Raw genomic sequence first — 18,892 nt, 5'->3', positions numbered from 1 at the left:
TTATAAAAAATGAATTCTGGCTTGTAATAGTATTAGGTACAGCAATAAATACATTTTAGAAAACTTTCATTTATTGGTTTAAAACGCAATTTCTATAAAGCTTTTCCTTAATTATATATACTTTAAATCATGCAATTTAAGTGTTTTTAATAATCAACGTAAAGGCTGAGTAAAGGTATTTTCTTATTGATTATGACAAAATTTTATCATTTTTATATAGACTAAAAAATAAAGAATGATCATTAATGGATAATAAAACGACAAGTGGATAAGGCGTATTTAAAAAAGTATAGGCTATCCATACATCTTATTTTTATTTGCTTGTTAGTATGTAATTGTATTGAACAAGGTGACAATCTGTTGGTCAAGAAATGGTCAAAAGAAAAAGCATGGGAATGGTATAACAAATATGATTGGTTAGTTGGTACAAATTTTATTCCCAGTACCGCGGTAAATCAATTAGAATTTTGGCAAGAAGAGACTTTTGACATAGAAACACTCGATAAAGAATTGGCATGGTCAGCTGAGTTAGGCATGAATTTGCATCATGTGTATTTGCATGATTTATTATGGAAACAAGATTCCATTGGGTTTTTAAATAGGATAGAAAATTATCTGACGTTATCAGATAAATATCATATAAAAACGATGTTTGTTTTATTGGATAATACATGGTATCCAATTCCTAAGTTAGGTAAGCAATTAGATCCAATTCCCCATAAGCACAATTCAAGATGGGTGCAATCTCCTGGAGCTGAAATTTTAAGTGATAGTAATCGACATGACGAATTAGAAGGGTATGTAAAAGGTGTTATTAGTCACTTTTCTAATGATGATAGAGTCATTTGTTGGGATTTATATCAGGAACCAGACTTCATGTCTTGGCAGAAAGATAGAATAGAGCTAGAGGCTGAAAATAAGTCTATACACTCGTTGGCCTTGTTAAAAAAGGTTTTTGCATGGGCAAGATCTGTTAACCCTTCTCAACCCCTAACAGTTGGAATATCAAATGATAGCTTTGAGCATTTAGATGTCCCCGAAGACCTTTCTCCAATAGCGAGATATGTCATTGAACATTCTGATGTGATTTCGTTTCATACTTATGAAGGGGATATGGAGGTGGTGAAGCAAAAAATAACAGAATTAAAAAAATATAAACGCCCTTTGCTTTGTACAGAGTATATGGCTAGAACGGAAGGTAATACGTTTGAAAATATGTTGCCAATATTAAAACATGAAAATGTAGCTGCAATAAACTGGGGACTTGTAGCGGGAAAAACAAATACGAATTACCCTTGGTCAAGTTGGGACGAATATTTAATGTCCAGTCCCAAGATATGGCAGCATGATATTTTGAGACAAGATGGAACACCGTTTTCAAAATCTGAAGTTGAATTTATTTTAAAAACAATAGGAATAAAGAAGACTATTGATAGATAAGTAATGCTTTAAGGGGTTAAGGAGTAGTATTATATGAAACAATTTATGATATGTCTCGTACTATTATTTAACCACTCTAAACTCGATATATTTTCTTTGGGTAATAAATATGTTTTTATAAATCAAAGCTTTTCATGATCATTTGATGGAAATCGGAAATTCTAAATATTATATTTTCATAGTATAAATGGGTAATCACAAAGCTATGAAAATGGTCTAGCCAAAAGGGAGTCTTCAAGGATGAGCTTTATCTCTCCAAACCTTTGTTAAAGTGACCTAATTAAAAATATAATCAAATCAAACAATTAAGTAGGATTTTGCTTATGCTTGTGATATTTGTCGCCAAATCAAGGTGTCTAAATCATCAATGTAAGTTAATATATAGCCCAAATCTATGATTTTGAGTGAGACAAAAGAATAGGTGTGGTTCGGTGTTTTTAAGCTTATATAATTGATTTATAGTTGTTAATAAGTTTTATATCTCGTAAGCTTGAATTGATGGCTAGCTGTTCTATAAGGTAGATGTAAAGGTGTTGTAAAGGTTGTGTAAAGGTGGTTTTTTGCTTATAATAACAGGTTTTATTTATTTTCGTATTGACTAATATAAACTGAACAAATTTTATTAATTAAAACTAAATTTATGAAACAAAGAGACTTTAGAGGTCGTTTTCTGTTCTTTACTTTTTTTATCTTTTCATTTGGGTGTCTACTTGCTCAACAGATAAGTGTTAATGGTGTTGTAACAGATGCTAACGGCGGTTTAATGATTGGTGTTAATGTATTGGAAAAAGGAACATCAAATGGAACTGTTACTGATTTTGATGGTAAATACTCGCTATCGGTAAATCAAGGAAGTACCATAGAATATCGTTACATAGGGTATGAAACTAAAGAAGTTATTGTAAGTGGTCAAACAGAGATCAATGTTGTACTTGTTGAAGACATAGAATCTTTGTCTCAAGTTGTTGTAGTTGGGTATACTACCCAGAATAGGAAAGATATTACTGGAGCTATTTCTTCGGTTAATGTATCTGACCTTGAAAAATTACCAGGAGGTAACGTTGCTAATTTATTACAAGGGCAAGTTGCTGGGGTGGTTTCTACTCCGGGATCTGGAGCACCAGGTAGTGCACCGGTTATTAGAGTTAGAGGTTTAGGAACTATTGGAAGTAATAATCCACTTTTTGTAATTGATGGGATTCCTGGTGATATAAGTTCTATTAACCCTGCTGACATTGCATCTATAAATGTGCTTAAAGATGCTTCTGCGGCCACTATTTATGGATCTAGAGCTTCTAACGGAGTTATTATAGTAACCACTAAAAGAGGTAAAGTAGGTGATTTAAAAGTATCTTTCAATTCCTATATTGGGGTAAGAAGTATTCGGGAAAAAATGGGCGTTTTAAATACGGCCCAGAACAATGCAGTTAGTAATGCGGCACATGCTAATGATGACCCGCCACAATCACCTTTAGCTTATACCTCTTTAACAGATGTGGCTGATACGGATTGGCAAGATGAAATGTTTCAAAACGGATTTGAACAAAAATACGATTTAGCTATTTCTGGAGGAACTGATAAAGCTAGGTACAATATGTCTTTAGGGTATTTTGATAGTGAAGGAGCCATTATTGAATCGGATTTTACAAGATATAATTTTAGAGTAAATACCGATTTTAATCTTGGTGAAAGAGTAAGAATTGGGCAAACAATGTCTTATGCCCGGTCTGAGCGTAGCCTGTTAGGTGAAGATGAATCCGGAAATAGAGGGAATTCAGGATTTTCACCAATTTTAGGTATTCTTCAATCGCTACCTCATAACGCTGTATATGATGCTTCAACAGTTGATGGTTTTGCAAATCCTGTAGTTGAATCTGGAAATATTGTTGGGCAAACAAAATTAATTACTGACCAAAGTGAGAACGATAGGGTTCAGGGAAATGTATTTCTCGAAGTAGATTTAATTGAGGGATTAAAATTCCGTACCCGACTTGGAGTTAATGTTTCCAATAGTTATTTTATTACACATACTCCAACGTATCGATTTGGCCCACAAGAGGTGAACGACCAAGCTGATTTATCTGAAACAAGATCCCGTTTAACAGAAACTGTTTGGAATAATATATTAGAGTATTCAAAAACATTTAATGAGGCCCATAACTTGTCATTACTTGCTGGACTATCATATGAAAAAAGTTTATTCAGATCAACTGGCGGATCAAATAATAACTTTCCTTCTAATAATTTAGTTGCATTAAGTGCGGGAATAGGTGATTCGAACTCTTTTGGATCTAATGTAACAAGTACTTTAGAGTCCGTTTTTGGTCAACTTAATTATGATTATAAAGGGAAGTATTTAGTAAGTGCAAGTGTGCGTAATGATGGATCTTCTCGATTTGGACCTGATAATCAGGATGCATTGTTTGCTTCATTCTCTTTAGGATGGAGAATTACCGAAGAAGACTTTTTTGATAGTTCTTTTATTAGTGATCTTAAACCAAGGTTTAGTTTAGGTACATTAGGTAATCAAAACATTGGTAATTTCTTGTTCTTACCAATACTATCTAGTAATAATAATGCCATAAATTATCCGCTAGGTAGTGGAGAATCACAATTAGTAAATGTTGGAACCATTAGCCGTTCATTAGCTTCTAGGGATATTAAGTGGGAAGAGTCTAGAACAACAAATTTTGGGCTTGATTTAGGGTTGTTGAATAATAGGATAGGAGTAACATTTGATTATTTCAAAACCGAAACCACGGGTATGCTTGTTGGGGTTCCAATTCCTGCAACAACGGGTATCGTTTTTCCTCCAACTAGAAATGGAGGTACTTTAGAAAATAAAGGGTGGGAGTTAACACTAAGTTATAAAAACGCTGAGAGTGATTTTAAGTATAGCGTATTGGCGAATATAGGGGCAACTGAGAACGTAGTCACAAAATTAGGTTTTGCAGATGAGTCTTTTACAGATGGTTTTACCATCTTTGATACACACCCAACAACTAGAACAGAAGTATGGAATGAAATAGGAGGTTTCTATTTATTCAACACAGATGGTATTTTTCAGAGTCAAGCAGAAATAGATGCTCATGGGATACAACCAAATGCGGCTCCTGGAGATTTAAGATTTGTTGATACCAATGGGGATGGTGCTTTAAATGACGATGATAAAGACTATTTCGGGAGTGGGCTTCCGGATTTTGAATACGGCATGACATTTAATGCATCGTATAAGGATTTTGATTTTACGCTATTTTTACAAGGTTCTCAAGGAAATAATATATATAATGGAACTAAAGTACTTTTATATAGAAGGATGGGCGCTGCAAAAAATTTCTCATCAGATTTTTTAAATGCATGGACACCATCTAATACAAATACTACTGTTCCAAGAGTAACAGCACAAGATCCAAATCAAAATATTAGACCTTCTAACTATTTCTTAGAAGATGGATCTTATTTGCGAATTAAAAATATTCAAGTAGGTTATACGCTTGATGGTGAAAAATTAGGAATTACAAATGCTAGAGTATATGTAAGTGCTGAAAATTTAGCAACGTTTACAAAATATACAGGGTTTGATCCAGGTGTTTCTAACTATACGACCTTTGCTAGAGGCGTTGATAGAGGTTTATACCCAATTTCTAGAAATATAATATTTGGATTACAACTTAATTTTTAAAAAAAATAATTATGAAAAAACTTATATTTTTATTTAGTTTTATATTGGTCTTTACGGGGTGTAGTAACCATTTAGATCAAAAGAATGTACAGGATTTAACACAAGAATCGTTTTGGCAAAATGCAGATGATGCCAGAAAGGGAATTATAGCTTCTTACTCTGCATTACAAGCTTATAATGGTTCCAAATGGACCTTTTTTGAGCAAATGTATATTGCTGTAACGTGGAAGGCTGATGATATTTTAAATGCCCCAACCGATTATGGGAAATCTATTGCAGATTTTACTAATGGGACAGACGATGCGACCTTTACAAGTTTTTGGAAATCAAATTACGCAGGTATTTCGTATGCAAATCAAGTCATTGAAAATGTACCTAACATTCCTACAACGGCGATGTCAGATGCAGATAAAGCAGCAATTATTGCTGAAGCTAGGTTTTTAAGAGGTTTGTATCATTTTCATTTAGTAGTGGCCTTTGAGAATATTCCTTTAATTACAGAAACACCAAAATCTCCTGATGATTTCTTTGTTTCTCAAGTATCACCGGATGTCGTATGGACTCAGATTGAAGAAGATTTTAAAGCGGCTAAAGCGGCGTTGCCAAACAGCTGGGATAATAATAATTTAGGAAGAGCTACTAGCCATACAGCCACTGCTTATTTAGGAAAATTATACCTCTTCCAAGAAAAATTCACAGAAGCTATTTCAGAATTTAATACGGTGATCACTTCAGGAGCTTATGATTTATTGCCAAATTATGCAGATAATTTTAACGGACAAGGAGAAAATGGTATGGAAAGCGTTTTTGAAATACAATGGAGTGCAGACCGTTCTAATGGAAATGATGAAAGGCATCCATTCAACTTTGAAGTGACACCAGGTGCTTTAGGAGGCTGGGAACTATTTTATCCTTCAGATTGGTTGTTTACAGAAATGCAAAATGATCTTACAGATACCGCTGAGTTTAGCGATAGAGTATATGCGAGTATATTTTTCGATGATCCACTGTCTGAAATGAGTGATAGATATGAAGGTGTTAATAAAAGTTATAGCGAAGTTAAGGATGATCTTAGTCATCCGATATATTTTAAAAAATATACCGCAGACTTCGATTTAAGTTTTTATAATGGTATAAATATTCATTTAATGAGGTATGCCGATGTATTATTAATGCAAGCAGAAGCTTTAAATGAAGATAATCAAACAGGCTTAGCACTGGATTTGGTAAACGAAGTTAGACAAAGATCCAAAGCAGCGCCTCTAGTAGGTTTGAGTAAAGATGCGTTAAGAGATCAAATTCGCCATCATGAAAGACCGGTTGAGCTATCCATGGAATATACCATTAGATGGTTTGATTTGTATAGATGGTCAAAAGGAAGTAGTGCTGTACCTATAAGTGAAACTTTAGAGGATCACTCAAAGCCTTTCTTCAATAATTTTGTTGATGGAAAACACGATGTATTTCCAATTCCTTTAAGTGATATGAATATTAATGAAAACCTTGTTCAAAACCCAGGATATTAATAAAAAATTGAGTTAGTTTTTTAGTGATTGAAAAAAGAGGTGAGGCTAATTAATTGCTATTACCTCTTTTTTTAACTAAAATTTAGATACTGTATTTATGACTAGTAGGTTGCTTGTTTTGCTGTTTATTATAATTTTCTTTTGTTGTAAGGAGAACAATGAAACAATAACTTCTGTGCCTTCTAAAAAAGAAAAGCTATTTACCGTATTAAAAGCAAATGAAACGGGTATAAATTTTAAAAACACGATTCCGGAAAGCGCTGAAATGAATAGCATGACTTATGAATATTATTATAATGGAGGAGGCGTTTCGGTTGGAGATGTTAACAAAGACGGATTACCAGATTTATTTTTTACAGGGAATGTAACACATAACAAACTGTATCTAAACCTTGGAAATTTTAAATTTAAAGATATTACCAAAGAAGCTGGTATAACAGATTCGCCTAGTTGGACTACAGGAACTACCATGGTCGATATTAACAACGATGGTATTTTAGATATTTATGTTTGCAGATCAGGTAAACTTCCGGAACCTCAAAGAGCAAATCTGTTTTTTATTTCCAAAGGTTTATCATCTAATAACACACCTGTTTATAAAGAATCTGCTTCACAATTAGGATTAGCAGATACAGGTTATGGCACACAAGCTATCTTTTTAGATTTTGATAAGGATAACGATTTAGATATGTTTTTACTAAATCACAACGTCAATATTAAACCTTATTTTAATCTTGATAAAATTAGAAATACAAGAGATGCTCATGTAGGGGATAAACTTTTTCTTAATGATCATGGAAAGTTTGTCGATGTTTCAGAAAAAGCAGGAATTATTTCAAATGAATTGGGGTATGGTCTGGGTGTTTCTGCGGGTGATTTAAACCAAGATGGATGGGTGGATTTATATATTGCCAATGATTATTCCGAACACGATTTTTTATATATAAATCAGCAAGATGGTACATTTAAGGAAATGACCAAAACGTCTTTCGGACACCAATCTAATTTCTCTATGGGTACTGATATTGCAGATGTTAATAATGATGGACTCATGGATATTGCTGTATTAGATATGATTTCTGAAGACAACTACGGAAAGAAAACGAGTATGAGTAGTATGAATGAAGAACTGTTTTATACGCATATTAAGAATGGTTTTCATTACCAGTATATGCATAATACATTGCAACTTAATAGAGGAGGTCTTCATTTTAGTGAAATCGGTCAGTATTCGGGCATGTCTAATACAGATTGGAGTTGGGCACCACTTTTTTTGGATATAGATTTAGATGGGTTTCAAGATCTGTTCATTACAAATGGATTGAAACGAGATTTTAGAAATAATGACTTCAGAAATTATAAAAAAACGGTCATTGAGAAAGCCGAAAAAGAGAAAGACATTAACAAAAAAGCTTTAATTGAAAACTTAGTTAATTTGACTCCCCAAAAACAATTAGTTAATTATGTTTTTAAAGGAAAAGATGGACTAAAATTCGAAAATAAAGTATCAGAATGGGGGATTGATATTAAGTCATTTTCTAATGGGCTTGCTTATGGCGACTTTAACAATGATGGTGCTTTAGATTTGGTTGTAAACAATATTGACGAAGCACCATTTATATATAAAAACAATAGCGCGAAACAAAACCTTGGAAACTATATAAAAATAGTTTTAAAAGGGGCAGAAAAAAATGTATCGGGAATAGGAAGCCAGATAAAAATATACACAAAGGGTCAGTTTCAGACAAAAGAAATGTACACCACGCGTGGGTATCAATCATCTGTAGAGCCTATAATTCATTTTGGGCTGGGAGATATAACTAGTATAGATAGTTTAGAGGTTACTTGGTCTAATTCTAAAAAGCAAAAGCTGTATAATGTGCCTTCAAATCAAACACTTTTGGTTGAATACAAAAACGCTGCTATATATAATGATAATTTAGTTTTAAATTATAATCAGTTTTCAAACAATAAAGCGAGTGAAACAGGACTTGATTTTCTTCATAAAGAAAACAATTTTAACGATTTTTCAAGAGAGGTTTTATTGCCTCACCGCATGAGTAGGTTAGGACCGCATATGTCAGTTGGATACATTAATGATGATAAACTAGAAGATGTTTTTATAGGAGGAGCATCAGGGCAATCAGGTGCATTATTTATACAAACAAAAGAAGGAAAGTTTGTAAAGAGTTACCAACAAGCTTTAAAAAATGATAAAAAACATGAAGACATCGGAACCTTATTATTTGATGTGGATGGTGATGGAGATGAAGACCTATATGTGGTAAGTGGCGGTAATGAATTTGAAAATGAAAATAGCAGCTATTTCGATAGAATTTATATTAATAATAAAGGTGTTTTAGCCAAGTCGATAAAAATAAAAGCGTCTAACCTTAGTGGTTCTCGTATAAAAGCATATGATTTTGATAGCGATGATGACTTGGATATTATAGTAACTGGAAGGCAATACCCGGGAAAGTACCCTTTTCCGGTAACTTCTAAAATACTTCGCAACGAGCATGGGGTTTTTAAAGATGTTACCCAGGAAATTGCTCCGGAATTAGTAAACATTGGAATGATTACAGATTGTTCATGGAGTGATTATGATAATGATGGAGATAGTGATCTCGTTTTAGTTGGTGAATGGACCGAATTATTATTTTTTGAAAATAATAATGGAATTTTTAAAAGAGATTTAGCAGTAAAAGGACTGGAGTTTTCTACAGGATGGTGGCATGCTATTGAGTCTACAGATTTTGATGGTGATGGTGATATGGATTATGTTATAGGAAATAATGGTTTAAACTATAAGTACAAAGCAAGTGTTGAAGAACCATTTCAAATTTATTCCAGTGATTTTGATAATAATGGTACTGTCGATATCGTTTTGGGCTATTATGAAAATGGCGATTTATATCCTTTAAGAGGGCGTGAATGTTCATCGCAGCAAATACCAGGTATAAAAGAGAAATTCCCTTCTTATCATCAGTACGCCAGTGCCAATCTTTCAGACGTTTATGGGCAGGCAAATTTAGAAAAGGCATTAAAGTACAGTGCTAACAATTTTGCTTCGGTTTATGTAGAAAATAAGGGGAACAAGCATTTTAAAATAAAACCATTATCAGCCGAAGCGCAGTTTTCATCTGTTAATTCTATTATTGTGTTTGACTTCAATATAGATGGGAATCTAGACATTCTTTTAGGAGGAAATAATTATCAGTCAGAAGTAGAAACAACCCGGAATGATGCAAGCATGGGAACCATTTTATTAGGAAACGGAAATGGAGGATTTTCAGCTTTAAGCAATATAAGTACAGGGCTTTACCTGGACGGTGATTTAAGGGATATGAAGCTGATTTCATTGGGTAATGGCGAAAAAGGATTATTAAGCGTTTATAATGATGATAAGTTGAAATTTCATCAAATAAATTTTTAAAGTAAAGGATTATTATGAAGGATATAAATAGAGCCATGTCAAAAATGATAAATAAGTTTTTTTTATTGAGTCATAGCACTTTGATTGTAGCGCTTCTTGTGCTGTATACTTCTTGTAGTCATGAGCATGACCATTTAAAAATTAACTCTAATAAATTTATAGCTAATATTTTAGACCTTAAAGGAGTTCCAAGCACACCCCAAGATAGATCTATTTCAAGTTTTTGCGACCTTGGGGCTTGGCATGCTTTCGCATTACCTACAGATAATGCCGAATTTTATGGCGGTTTTATTGGGCCTTTTGTTATGAATAGAGAAAATGGCATATGGCTGGGAAAAAAATTCGCTCATTTATCACTTTATGATAAAAACAATAAGAAAATTAAATACACCAGTGCTGTTCTAAATCAATATCCAGGATATTTAGAACAAAAGCTATCTACAGAAATAGAAGGTTTAGAGGTTCATTTAAAATTATGGTTTCAAACAAATACATCAATTATTGTTTCAGCAAAAATTGATAATAAGTCTCAAAAAAACAACCAGGTTTATGTTGGTTGGGAGGGTGATACTTGGTTGAAAAGTGCAGGTTTTCAATGGGATAAAAACCTTAAATTATCATATTCCGATTCTGAGTCTACCCATAGTTATTTATTTGACAGAGGATTTAAGATTGATATTAACGACACAAACAAATCTTATAGTTGTAAAAGTGAAACTATTTTAAATATAGAACCAAAATCTTCACTAAATATAAATTTAAAATATACAATTCAATCAAAGCACGATGAAGATTCTGTTTTAAAACCCATTAACGATTCAATTATTAATAGTTCTTATAATAAAACATTAAGTAGATGGGCATCCTATCACAATGCATTTCCTTATAGAGGTAATCATTGGTTAGATTCCTTAAGTTTTGAGATATTAAAATCTAAATCCATACAAACTTTGGTTACAAACTGGAAAGGCGCTTCTGGTGAATTGAAATATGATGGATTATTTCCGTCTTATCTATACAAAGGGTTTCATGGGTTTTGGGCCTGGGATTCATGGAAACATGCCGTTGCACTTGCTAGGTTTGAACCAGAGCTAGCAAAGAATCAAATGCTAACGATGTTTTCTTATCAAAATGAAGAAGGTATGATTCCAGACTGTATATTTCGTGACACATTAATAGAAAAGCATAATTGGAGAGATACAAAACCACCTCTTGCTACATGGGCTGTAAACGAAATCTATGAAAAAACAAGCGATACTCTTTTTGCTTCTCTCATGTTTCCTAAATTACTCAAATATCATAATTGGTGGTATAAAAATAGAGATCATGATGGTAATAAATTGTGTGAGTATGGTTCTACCGATGGTACAAGAATTGCCGCTGCCTGGGAAAGCGGAATGGACAACGCGGTACGTTTTGACCATGCCTTAATGGTGAAAAATAATCCAACTGCTTGGTCTTTAAACCAGGAATCAGTTGATTTAAACGCATATCTTTTAGTTGAAAAAGAGTTATTAATAAAATTGGCTAAAATCACCAATAATACTTCTTCTATAGAAACATTGCAGAATGATGCTAACGAGGTTTCTGTCTTAATAAATATGGCATTTTATGATGTTAACGCGGGGTATTACTTTGATCGGCAATTAGAAGATTCAAAAACAATTGATGTCATAGGACCAGAAGGCTGGTTGCCACTTTGGGCAGGAATTGCAACATCATCAATGGCAGAATCTGTTAAAAGCAAGGTTTTAGATGAAGCTCTTTTTAACAGTAAAATTCCTTTTCCTACTTTGAATATATCTCATAAAGATTTCGATCCTGAAGACGGCTATTGGCGAGGTCCAGTATGGTTAGACCAAGCCTATTTCGGCATTGTAGGTTTGGAAAGATACGGATATACAAAGGAAGCAAATGATTTAAAATTAAAGCTTGTTAAAAATGCAGAAGGTTTATTGGAAAAAGGATATCCTATTAGAGAAAATTACCATCCAATTTCTGGCAAAGGATTAAATGCTAACCATTTTAGTTGGTCGGCAGCACATTTATTATTATTAATCGAATAAAAGTAAACGCAAATATGAATTGCAAAGTTATACTCTCACATTTCTTTTTTATATTGATACTATTTTCATGTCATGAGAATCATAATTCAATACCAGCAGATCTTTATAACCCACTTATTTTATCAAAGAATACATTGGAGCCTAGAGCGACTTTGTTTTCTTATGAAAGTGAAGCATTAGCACTTCTGGATCAAAAAGAAAATTCTAAAAGATATATGTCTTTAAATGGCACTTGGAAATTTCATTATGCCGAATCACCTAATCAAGTTGTTAATGGGATCACCGAAGCAAATTACCCATTAGATAATCTAGAAAACATTTCTGTTCCGGGCAATTGGGAAGCTCAAGGGTTTGGTATTCCATATTATTTAGACGAAGAATATCCTTTTAAGCCAAATCCGCCGTATACACCTGTAGATAACCCAGTAGGAACTTATAAACACAAATTTACATTAGCAAATAATTGGAATACAGAGGGAAGAACGATTTTGTATTTTGGATCCGTTCGATCTGCCATGTATTTATGGGTTAATGGAAAAGAGGTGGGATTTGCAAAAGGAAGTAAGGTTCCAATAGAATTCGATGTTACAGACTATCTTAATAAAGGAGAAAATGACCTTACAGTAATCGTTTATAGATGGTGTGATGGTTCATATTTAGAAGGGCAAGATACTTGGCGAATTAGTGGGATTGAAAGAAATGTTTATTTATATAATGTTCCAAAGGTTCAAATATCTGATGTTTTTGCAAAAGCATCATTAGATGAAAATTATGAAAATGGTATGTTAGATGTATCTGTTGATATAAAAAATAACCAGCATGAAAGTACGAACTTGAAATTAGAAATAAGTCTTACAGATAGTAATGAAATGACTATTTGGAATAAAATTATTGATAAGCCAAATATTTCAAAAAACGAAACTATTTCTTTTAAGGAATTCATAGAAAAACCGCTACAATGGTCTGCTGAGATTCCAAATCTGTATAAACTAATAATAAAAAGTGTTTTAGAAGAAAAAATAAACGAAGTCATAAAAATAGATGTTGGTTTTCGTAATGTTGAAATAAAAGACAAACAACTATTAGTTAATGGGAAACCTATTTACATAAAAGGGGTTAATAGGAGTGAATGGGACCCTTATTTTGGTAGATATGTCACAAAAGCATCCATGATGAAAGATATTGAACTCATGAAGCAAAACAATATTAATGCAGTTCGTACGAGTCATTATCCTAATGATGAATATTGGTATGAGTTGTGTAATAAATATGGGCTTTATGTCATTGATGAGACTAATATTGAAGCTCACGGTATGTTTTTTCATGAGGATGGTTATGAAGGTTTAACTAATAATGATGATTGGACTGATGCTTTTATGGATAGAACCTATAGAATGGTTGAACGAGACAAAAATCATCCTAGTATCATTGTTTGGTCTATGGGAAATGAAACCGGTGATGGTAATAACTTTGTATCTATTTATAATTGGATAAAGGAAAAGGATGCAACAAGGCCAGTACAATACCAGGAAGCTTTGTATGAAGATCATACCGATATAGTTGTTCCTATGTACAAAAATGTTGACTTTATTTCTGACTTTGCTCAAAAGAATGATGATAGACCATTAATTTTATGTGAATATGCTCATGCCATGGGAAATAGCCTTGGAAATCTTCAAGATTATTGGGATACTATAGAAAACTATAAAAACCTTCAAGGGGGATTCATTTGGGATTGGGTGGATCAAACATTTGCAAGAAAAAATAAAAACGGTATTCCTATTTGGGCATCTGGAGGTGACATGGGAGATCCTAGAAAAATGAATGATTCTACATTCTGCGCAAATGGCTTGCTATATGCAGATAGAACACCGTACCCTTATCTAAAGGAAGTGAAACACGTATATAGAAATATAAAAATAAAGCCTAAAAATGTTGCTCAAGGCAAATTTATGATGCATAACAATTTCTTTTTTACAAACACCGAAAATCTTAAAGTTGACTATGAGGTATTAAAAGAAGGTGTGAATATTTATGAAGGTACAGTTAAAGAAATTAATATTGCCTCTGGAGATTCCATTGATTTTACAATTCCTATATCAAATTTAAAATATGATGAGCAGTTAGACTATTGTATAAATTTTACAGTACGTCAAAAAGCTGAAAACACATTAATACCTGCTAATCATATAATTTCCAGAGACCAAATAATTTTAAGAAAAGGTGTTAAAAAATCAGTTAAAGAATCATTAGTAGGTTTAGATAAAAGTAGTATTGCAAGCAATGAAAATCAATTAACAATTAAAACGAATCAATGGCATATCGTTTTTGATAAGAAAAATGGGTATTTAATTGAAATTTCAGATGATAAAGATAATTTTCTGGAATCTCCACTTCAGCCTAATTTTTGGAGAGCACCAACAGATAATGATTTAGGCAACGGGCTGCAAAAAAGAACTGAAATTTGGAAAAAAATAACATCTAAACTTAAACTTAAAAGTATCGATCATAACTTTGTAAATAATAAATTAAGAGTTACTACAGAGCATTATTATGATACTGTTTTTGAACAAACAACAGTCTATGATATTGATTCACAGGGAAAAATAAATGTTTCTATAGAAATGGAATCTGATAAAAGTTTATCAGAAATACCAAGGATTGGTATGCGAGGAACATTTATTGGGAATCTCAATAATGTAGAATGGTATGGTCGTGGACCAGAGGAGAATTACTGGGATAGAAAAACGGCATCATTTATAGGTAAATATCATGATGAAGTTGAAAAAATGAACACAAAATATATAAGACCACAAGAAAATGGAAACAGATCAGACGTCAGTTGGTTCTTATTAAAAAACGCTGAAGGAAAAGGATTGAAATTTGAAAGTGAATTAGGTTTTAACTTTAGTGTTTTTCCTTTCTTATATGAAGAATTATCATATTATTCTCAAGAGACAAATAAACATGGTTCAGAGATTTTGTCAAGTAATATCATATCTCTAAACATAGATCATTTACAAATGGGTGTAGGGGGAGATAATACTTGGGGCGCAAAAACACATGAGAAATACACCATTCGCCCAGATAAATTTGTGTATGCTTTTGCAATTCAACCGTTTAAATCAAATGGTGATTTTTAAGCGAAATGCCTTAAAAATTCCATAAATTGTAACATGAACAAAACTGTTAAACATTATTTTTTTGCTATACTGTTTATGGCTATTTGCTTTAATAGCTGTAAAAAAGGTATTATTATAGAAAATTTGCCATCTATAATCGCTACTAAAAACCCAACGGTAAAGAAAATGCAATTTTCTTTAAACGACTCAGCCTCTGTAACCATCAAGCTTAAAAACTTGGTTTCTGATAAGGAACTAAATTTAGAGCAATTATCAAAAAAAATCAATCATGAAGTTATACTTGCAGGCCTAAAACCAGATCAGGATTATTTAATTCAAATTTTAAATGGAAAAAGAGTATTGGCACAAATCGATTCATTTCATACAGCTCCCATAGAAGAAAATATTGTAAGCCTTTATGAAAGAACTAATACGACCAACGCTTTCGATGGTTATTTGTTGACACAGAGAAGATTAGTTAGAGGGAGTGTATATATGGTTGATAATGAATCTGATTTAGTATGGTATCAAATGGTCGATGGGCAGCCTAAATTATCTCATTGGACACAAAATGATGAAGTATTGGTTTTGGTTGGAAGTGCAAAGCACAATAATAGTGCAGGAGATAAAATAGTTGCATATACTATTGATGGAAACATATCATATCAAATCGATTTAAAAAAACAAGGCCTCATTGCTCATCATGAATCGATAGACCATGAAGGAGGTATATATTCATTAGTTTATGATACCATTCCCAATATGGTAAACGGCAAGTTAGAAAAGGCTGTTTCTAGTGCTATAGTTAGATTTAATAAGAAAGGAGAAGTTGATTGGAAATGGAGCACATTTGATGTGAAAAATCCAGAAGGCATATCCATTGAAGAAATGGATGGAGATTGGGGGCACGCTAATGCATTTGCGTTTGATACCGACGGAAACATTTTGATTTCTTACCGAGATTGGAATCAAATATGGAAGGTAGATATAAAAACAGGAAAACGTATTTGGATACTTGGTGAGCATGGAGATTTTAAATTTGATGATACACCGTTTAATGGTCAACATGCCATACGTAAAAACCTTAAAGGCGACTATATGCTATTTGATAATGGTAAGAAGCATAGGCAATCAAGAATTGTTTCATATCAGTTAAATGATAGCACAGCAAGATCTATAACGGCCATTAATCTAGAAGAACATCTATACGCAGATAGAATGGGTAATGTTCAAATGCTATTAAATGGTGATTTTTTATTATGCTCTCCCAGAAGCAGGTCTATTGCAGTGATTAGCCCGGAAGGAGACATTTTATTTCATATAAATACAGGTATTCCAGATCCTTATAGGGTAACACATATACCACCTTTCTTTTCTACTAAATAATATGATAAACGAGAAGCAAACACCTATTTCCTTGTGGTCATTATTTTGGAATTTCTTCTTAATAGGGAGCTATTCTTTTGGTGGATACATGGCTCTTATATCTATGGTTAGAAAAGAATTAGTTGAAAAGAAAAAGAAACTAAATGATGAACAGATTCTTGATGGTGTGTCATTGGCATCCATATTACCAGGTCCGGTTGCAGTGAATGCTGTTGTTTATTATGGGTTTATACTTTCTGGAATAAAAGGGTCTATAGTTAGTTTTATAGGCATTTTATTGCCAACATTTTTTCTTGTAACTGGCTTTTCTATGTATTATTTTTCTACAGAAGCCCATACTAATTTAGATCTCCACATTTCTTTTGTAATACCTGTGGTGGTCGCCGTCATTGCGCATGTTGGAATTAGAATGGCTAGAAAGCAGTTCCGCTTATATAGTCAGGGGATTATTGCATTGTTGGCGTTTGTTGTAGCTGTAGTAGCACCTAACGTGTTTTTTTTAATTGGTATGATTGTTTTTGGAGGCGTAACGGGGTATTTTTTATATAAAAACCCAGAATCCGGTTCAAATAGGACTAAATTCAAACCATCTTTTTTTAATAAGTCAGAATTGAAAACCTTGATCATAGCTATTACTAGTGTCATCTTGGTGATATTATTTTTGGCATTCATATCAAATCAAACTAAAATATCATTATACCTTGTTTCAGTGTTTTCTGGTATGAGTTTAACATTATTTGGAGGTGGGTATGTTATCATTCCCATAATGGAACAGGCTATTGTTGGAGATCTGGGATGGCTTACTATAGATCAGTTTAATGCTGCTATAAGTATAAGCCAAATAACGCCAGGGCCTATCATGACAAGCGTCACTTTTATTGGTTATAAAATGGCAGGCATTCCAGGAGCAATCATAGCTACCTTAGCTATTTTTTTACCATCTTCACTTCTCATGATAATGCTTTCACACTTTCAACAAAAGATTAAGCATCTTTCGTATATAGATGCCGTGATGAAAGGAATGCGATCTGTAGTTGTGGGGCTTATTTTTAGTGGAGCTTTTGTAATAGGAGCCAGTCATTTTAGTTTAGATTTGATTCCATGGATTATATTCTTAATAGCGCTCTTGCTCTTTATGTTTACAAAAACGCACCCAGCATTAATTATTTTAGTGACCCTATTACTTAGCTTTATATGATTTATAATAATAACAATACATTTATACCAATTCAAATTATTGGTACTCAAAGATCAGGCTCTAATTTATTGCGTTTGATATTGAATCAATCACCTCTAATATCGGCGCATCATCCACCTCATATTTTAAATGTTTTTCATCCTATTTTACACAAATATGGAGATTTAAACCTAAACGATAATTTTAGCCGTTTGGTTAATGATGTATGTAGATTGGTAGAAGTGAACCCCGTAAAATGGGACTTGAACCTAAACCGCAACGAAATAATTAAATGCTGCACACAGCCAACGTTGATAGAAATATTTAAAGTGATCTATGAAATGATGGCACAAAAAGACAAAGCCATTTATTGGTGTTGTAAAAGCATGGCCAATGTTAATTATTATAGTGATATTGAAAACAATGGACTAAAGCCTTATTATATACATTTAATACGAGATGGTCGAGATGTGGCATCGTCATTCAAGAAAACTCTGGTTGGCGAAAAACACACATACCATCTTGCGGAAATTTGGAAAACCGATTTTTTAAAAGCCAAAGAAGTTTATCACAATGTGGGGAAGGATAGGTATTTACCGATAAAATACGAATCTCTTATATCGGACCCTATGAAAGTGCTTCAAGAGATAAATACTTTTTTAGATTTAAGTTTGGATAAATCTGCATTGCATTATTTTGATTCAAATGAATCCAAAAGAACAGCAGAGGCTGGGTTTATGTGGAGTAATCTCACCCAGCCTATTATGAAAAATAACACTGGGAAGTTTCTTGAAAATCTAACTAAGGAAGACATTGAAATATTTGAACGAGTTGCAGGAGATATTCTTCAAGAGAATGGATATAAACTATGTTCTACACACAATAAAAAAGAGTTTACTCAAGAAGAAATTCAAAATTTTGATGACTTAAACTTAAAATTAAAGACAGCAGCACAAAACTCTAAGCATTTAAAAGTTGATAGAGAATGTCGTGTTAAGAGAAAAGAATTGATAAACGAATTAACGACCATACTAACCCTATAAGAACTATGTTAAAT

9 protein-coding genes are annotated in these 18,892 nt (G+C 32.9%); all 9 read left to right on the top strand.

Annotated elements, in window-relative coordinates; translation table 11 throughout:
* Positions 1-264 precede the first annotated feature (264 nt).
* The 9 genes from Q4Q47_RS03110 (at position 265) to Q4Q47_RS03070 (ending at position 18,878) form a co-directional block, all read left to right on the top strand.
* A complete protein-coding gene (locus Q4Q47_RS03110; protein WP_303305195.1) occupies positions 265-1,440 on the top strand; it encodes a 1,4-beta-xylanase in 1,176 nt (391 codons plus the stop codon).
* Between the two features lie 640 nt (positions 1,441-2,080).
* Positions 2,081-5,122 carry a SusC/RagA family TonB-linked outer membrane protein gene (locus Q4Q47_RS03105; RefSeq protein WP_303305194.1) on the top strand — a complete coding sequence of 1,014 codons (3,042 nt, stop codon included), beginning with the start codon at positions 2,081-2,083 and terminating at the stop codon, positions 5,120-5,122.
* 11 nt (positions 5,123-5,133) lie between these two features.
* Positions 5,134-6,648 (top strand): RagB/SusD family nutrient uptake outer membrane protein, encoded by a 1,515-nt coding sequence (locus Q4Q47_RS03100; protein ID WP_303305193.1) that lies wholly within the window; start codon positions 5,134-5,136, stop codon positions 6,646-6,648.
* 175 nt (positions 6,649-6,823) lie between these two features.
* The gene (locus Q4Q47_RS03095) at positions 6,824-10,084 is read left to right on the top strand and encodes a VCBS repeat-containing protein (RefSeq protein ID WP_303305192.1); all 3,261 of its coding nucleotides are present in this window, start codon (positions 6,824-6,826) and stop codon (positions 10,082-10,084) included.
* A gap of 14 nt (positions 10,085-10,098) precedes the next feature.
* Positions 10,099-12,150 carry an MGH1-like glycoside hydrolase domain-containing protein gene (locus Q4Q47_RS03090; protein WP_303305191.1) on the top strand — a complete coding sequence of 684 codons (2,052 nt, stop codon included), beginning with the start codon at positions 10,099-10,101 and terminating at the stop codon, positions 12,148-12,150.
* Between the two features lie 14 nt (positions 12,151-12,164).
* Entirely contained in the window at positions 12,165-15,293 is a 3,129-nt protein-coding gene (locus Q4Q47_RS03085; RefSeq protein WP_303305190.1) for a glycoside hydrolase family 2 TIM barrel-domain containing protein, read from the top strand.
* A gap of 33 nt (positions 15,294-15,326) precedes the next feature.
* Entirely contained in the window at positions 15,327-16,658 is a 1,332-nt protein-coding gene (locus Q4Q47_RS03080) for an aryl-sulfate sulfotransferase (RefSeq protein ID WP_303305189.1), read from the top strand.
* Between the two features lies 1 nt (position 16,659).
* The gene (gene chrA / locus Q4Q47_RS03075) at positions 16,660-17,856 is read left to right on the top strand and encodes a chromate efflux transporter (protein ID WP_303305188.1); all 1,197 of its coding nucleotides are present in this window, start codon (positions 16,660-16,662) and stop codon (positions 17,854-17,856) included.
* On the top strand, positions 17,853-18,878 hold the full coding sequence (locus tag Q4Q47_RS03070; RefSeq protein ID WP_303305187.1) for a sulfotransferase family protein: 1,026 nt from the start codon (positions 17,853-17,855) through the stop codon (positions 18,876-18,878). Before chrA ends, Q4Q47_RS03070 begins: the two co-directional genes overlap by 4 nt.
* Positions 18,879-18,892 lie beyond the last annotated feature (14 nt).

Source organism: Flavivirga spongiicola (assembly GCF_030540825.1).
Classification (GTDB): Bacteria; Bacteroidota; Bacteroidia; order Flavobacteriales; family Flavobacteriaceae; genus Flavivirga; species Flavivirga spongiicola.
This window is presented reverse-complemented; position numbering and strand designations above follow the sequence as displayed.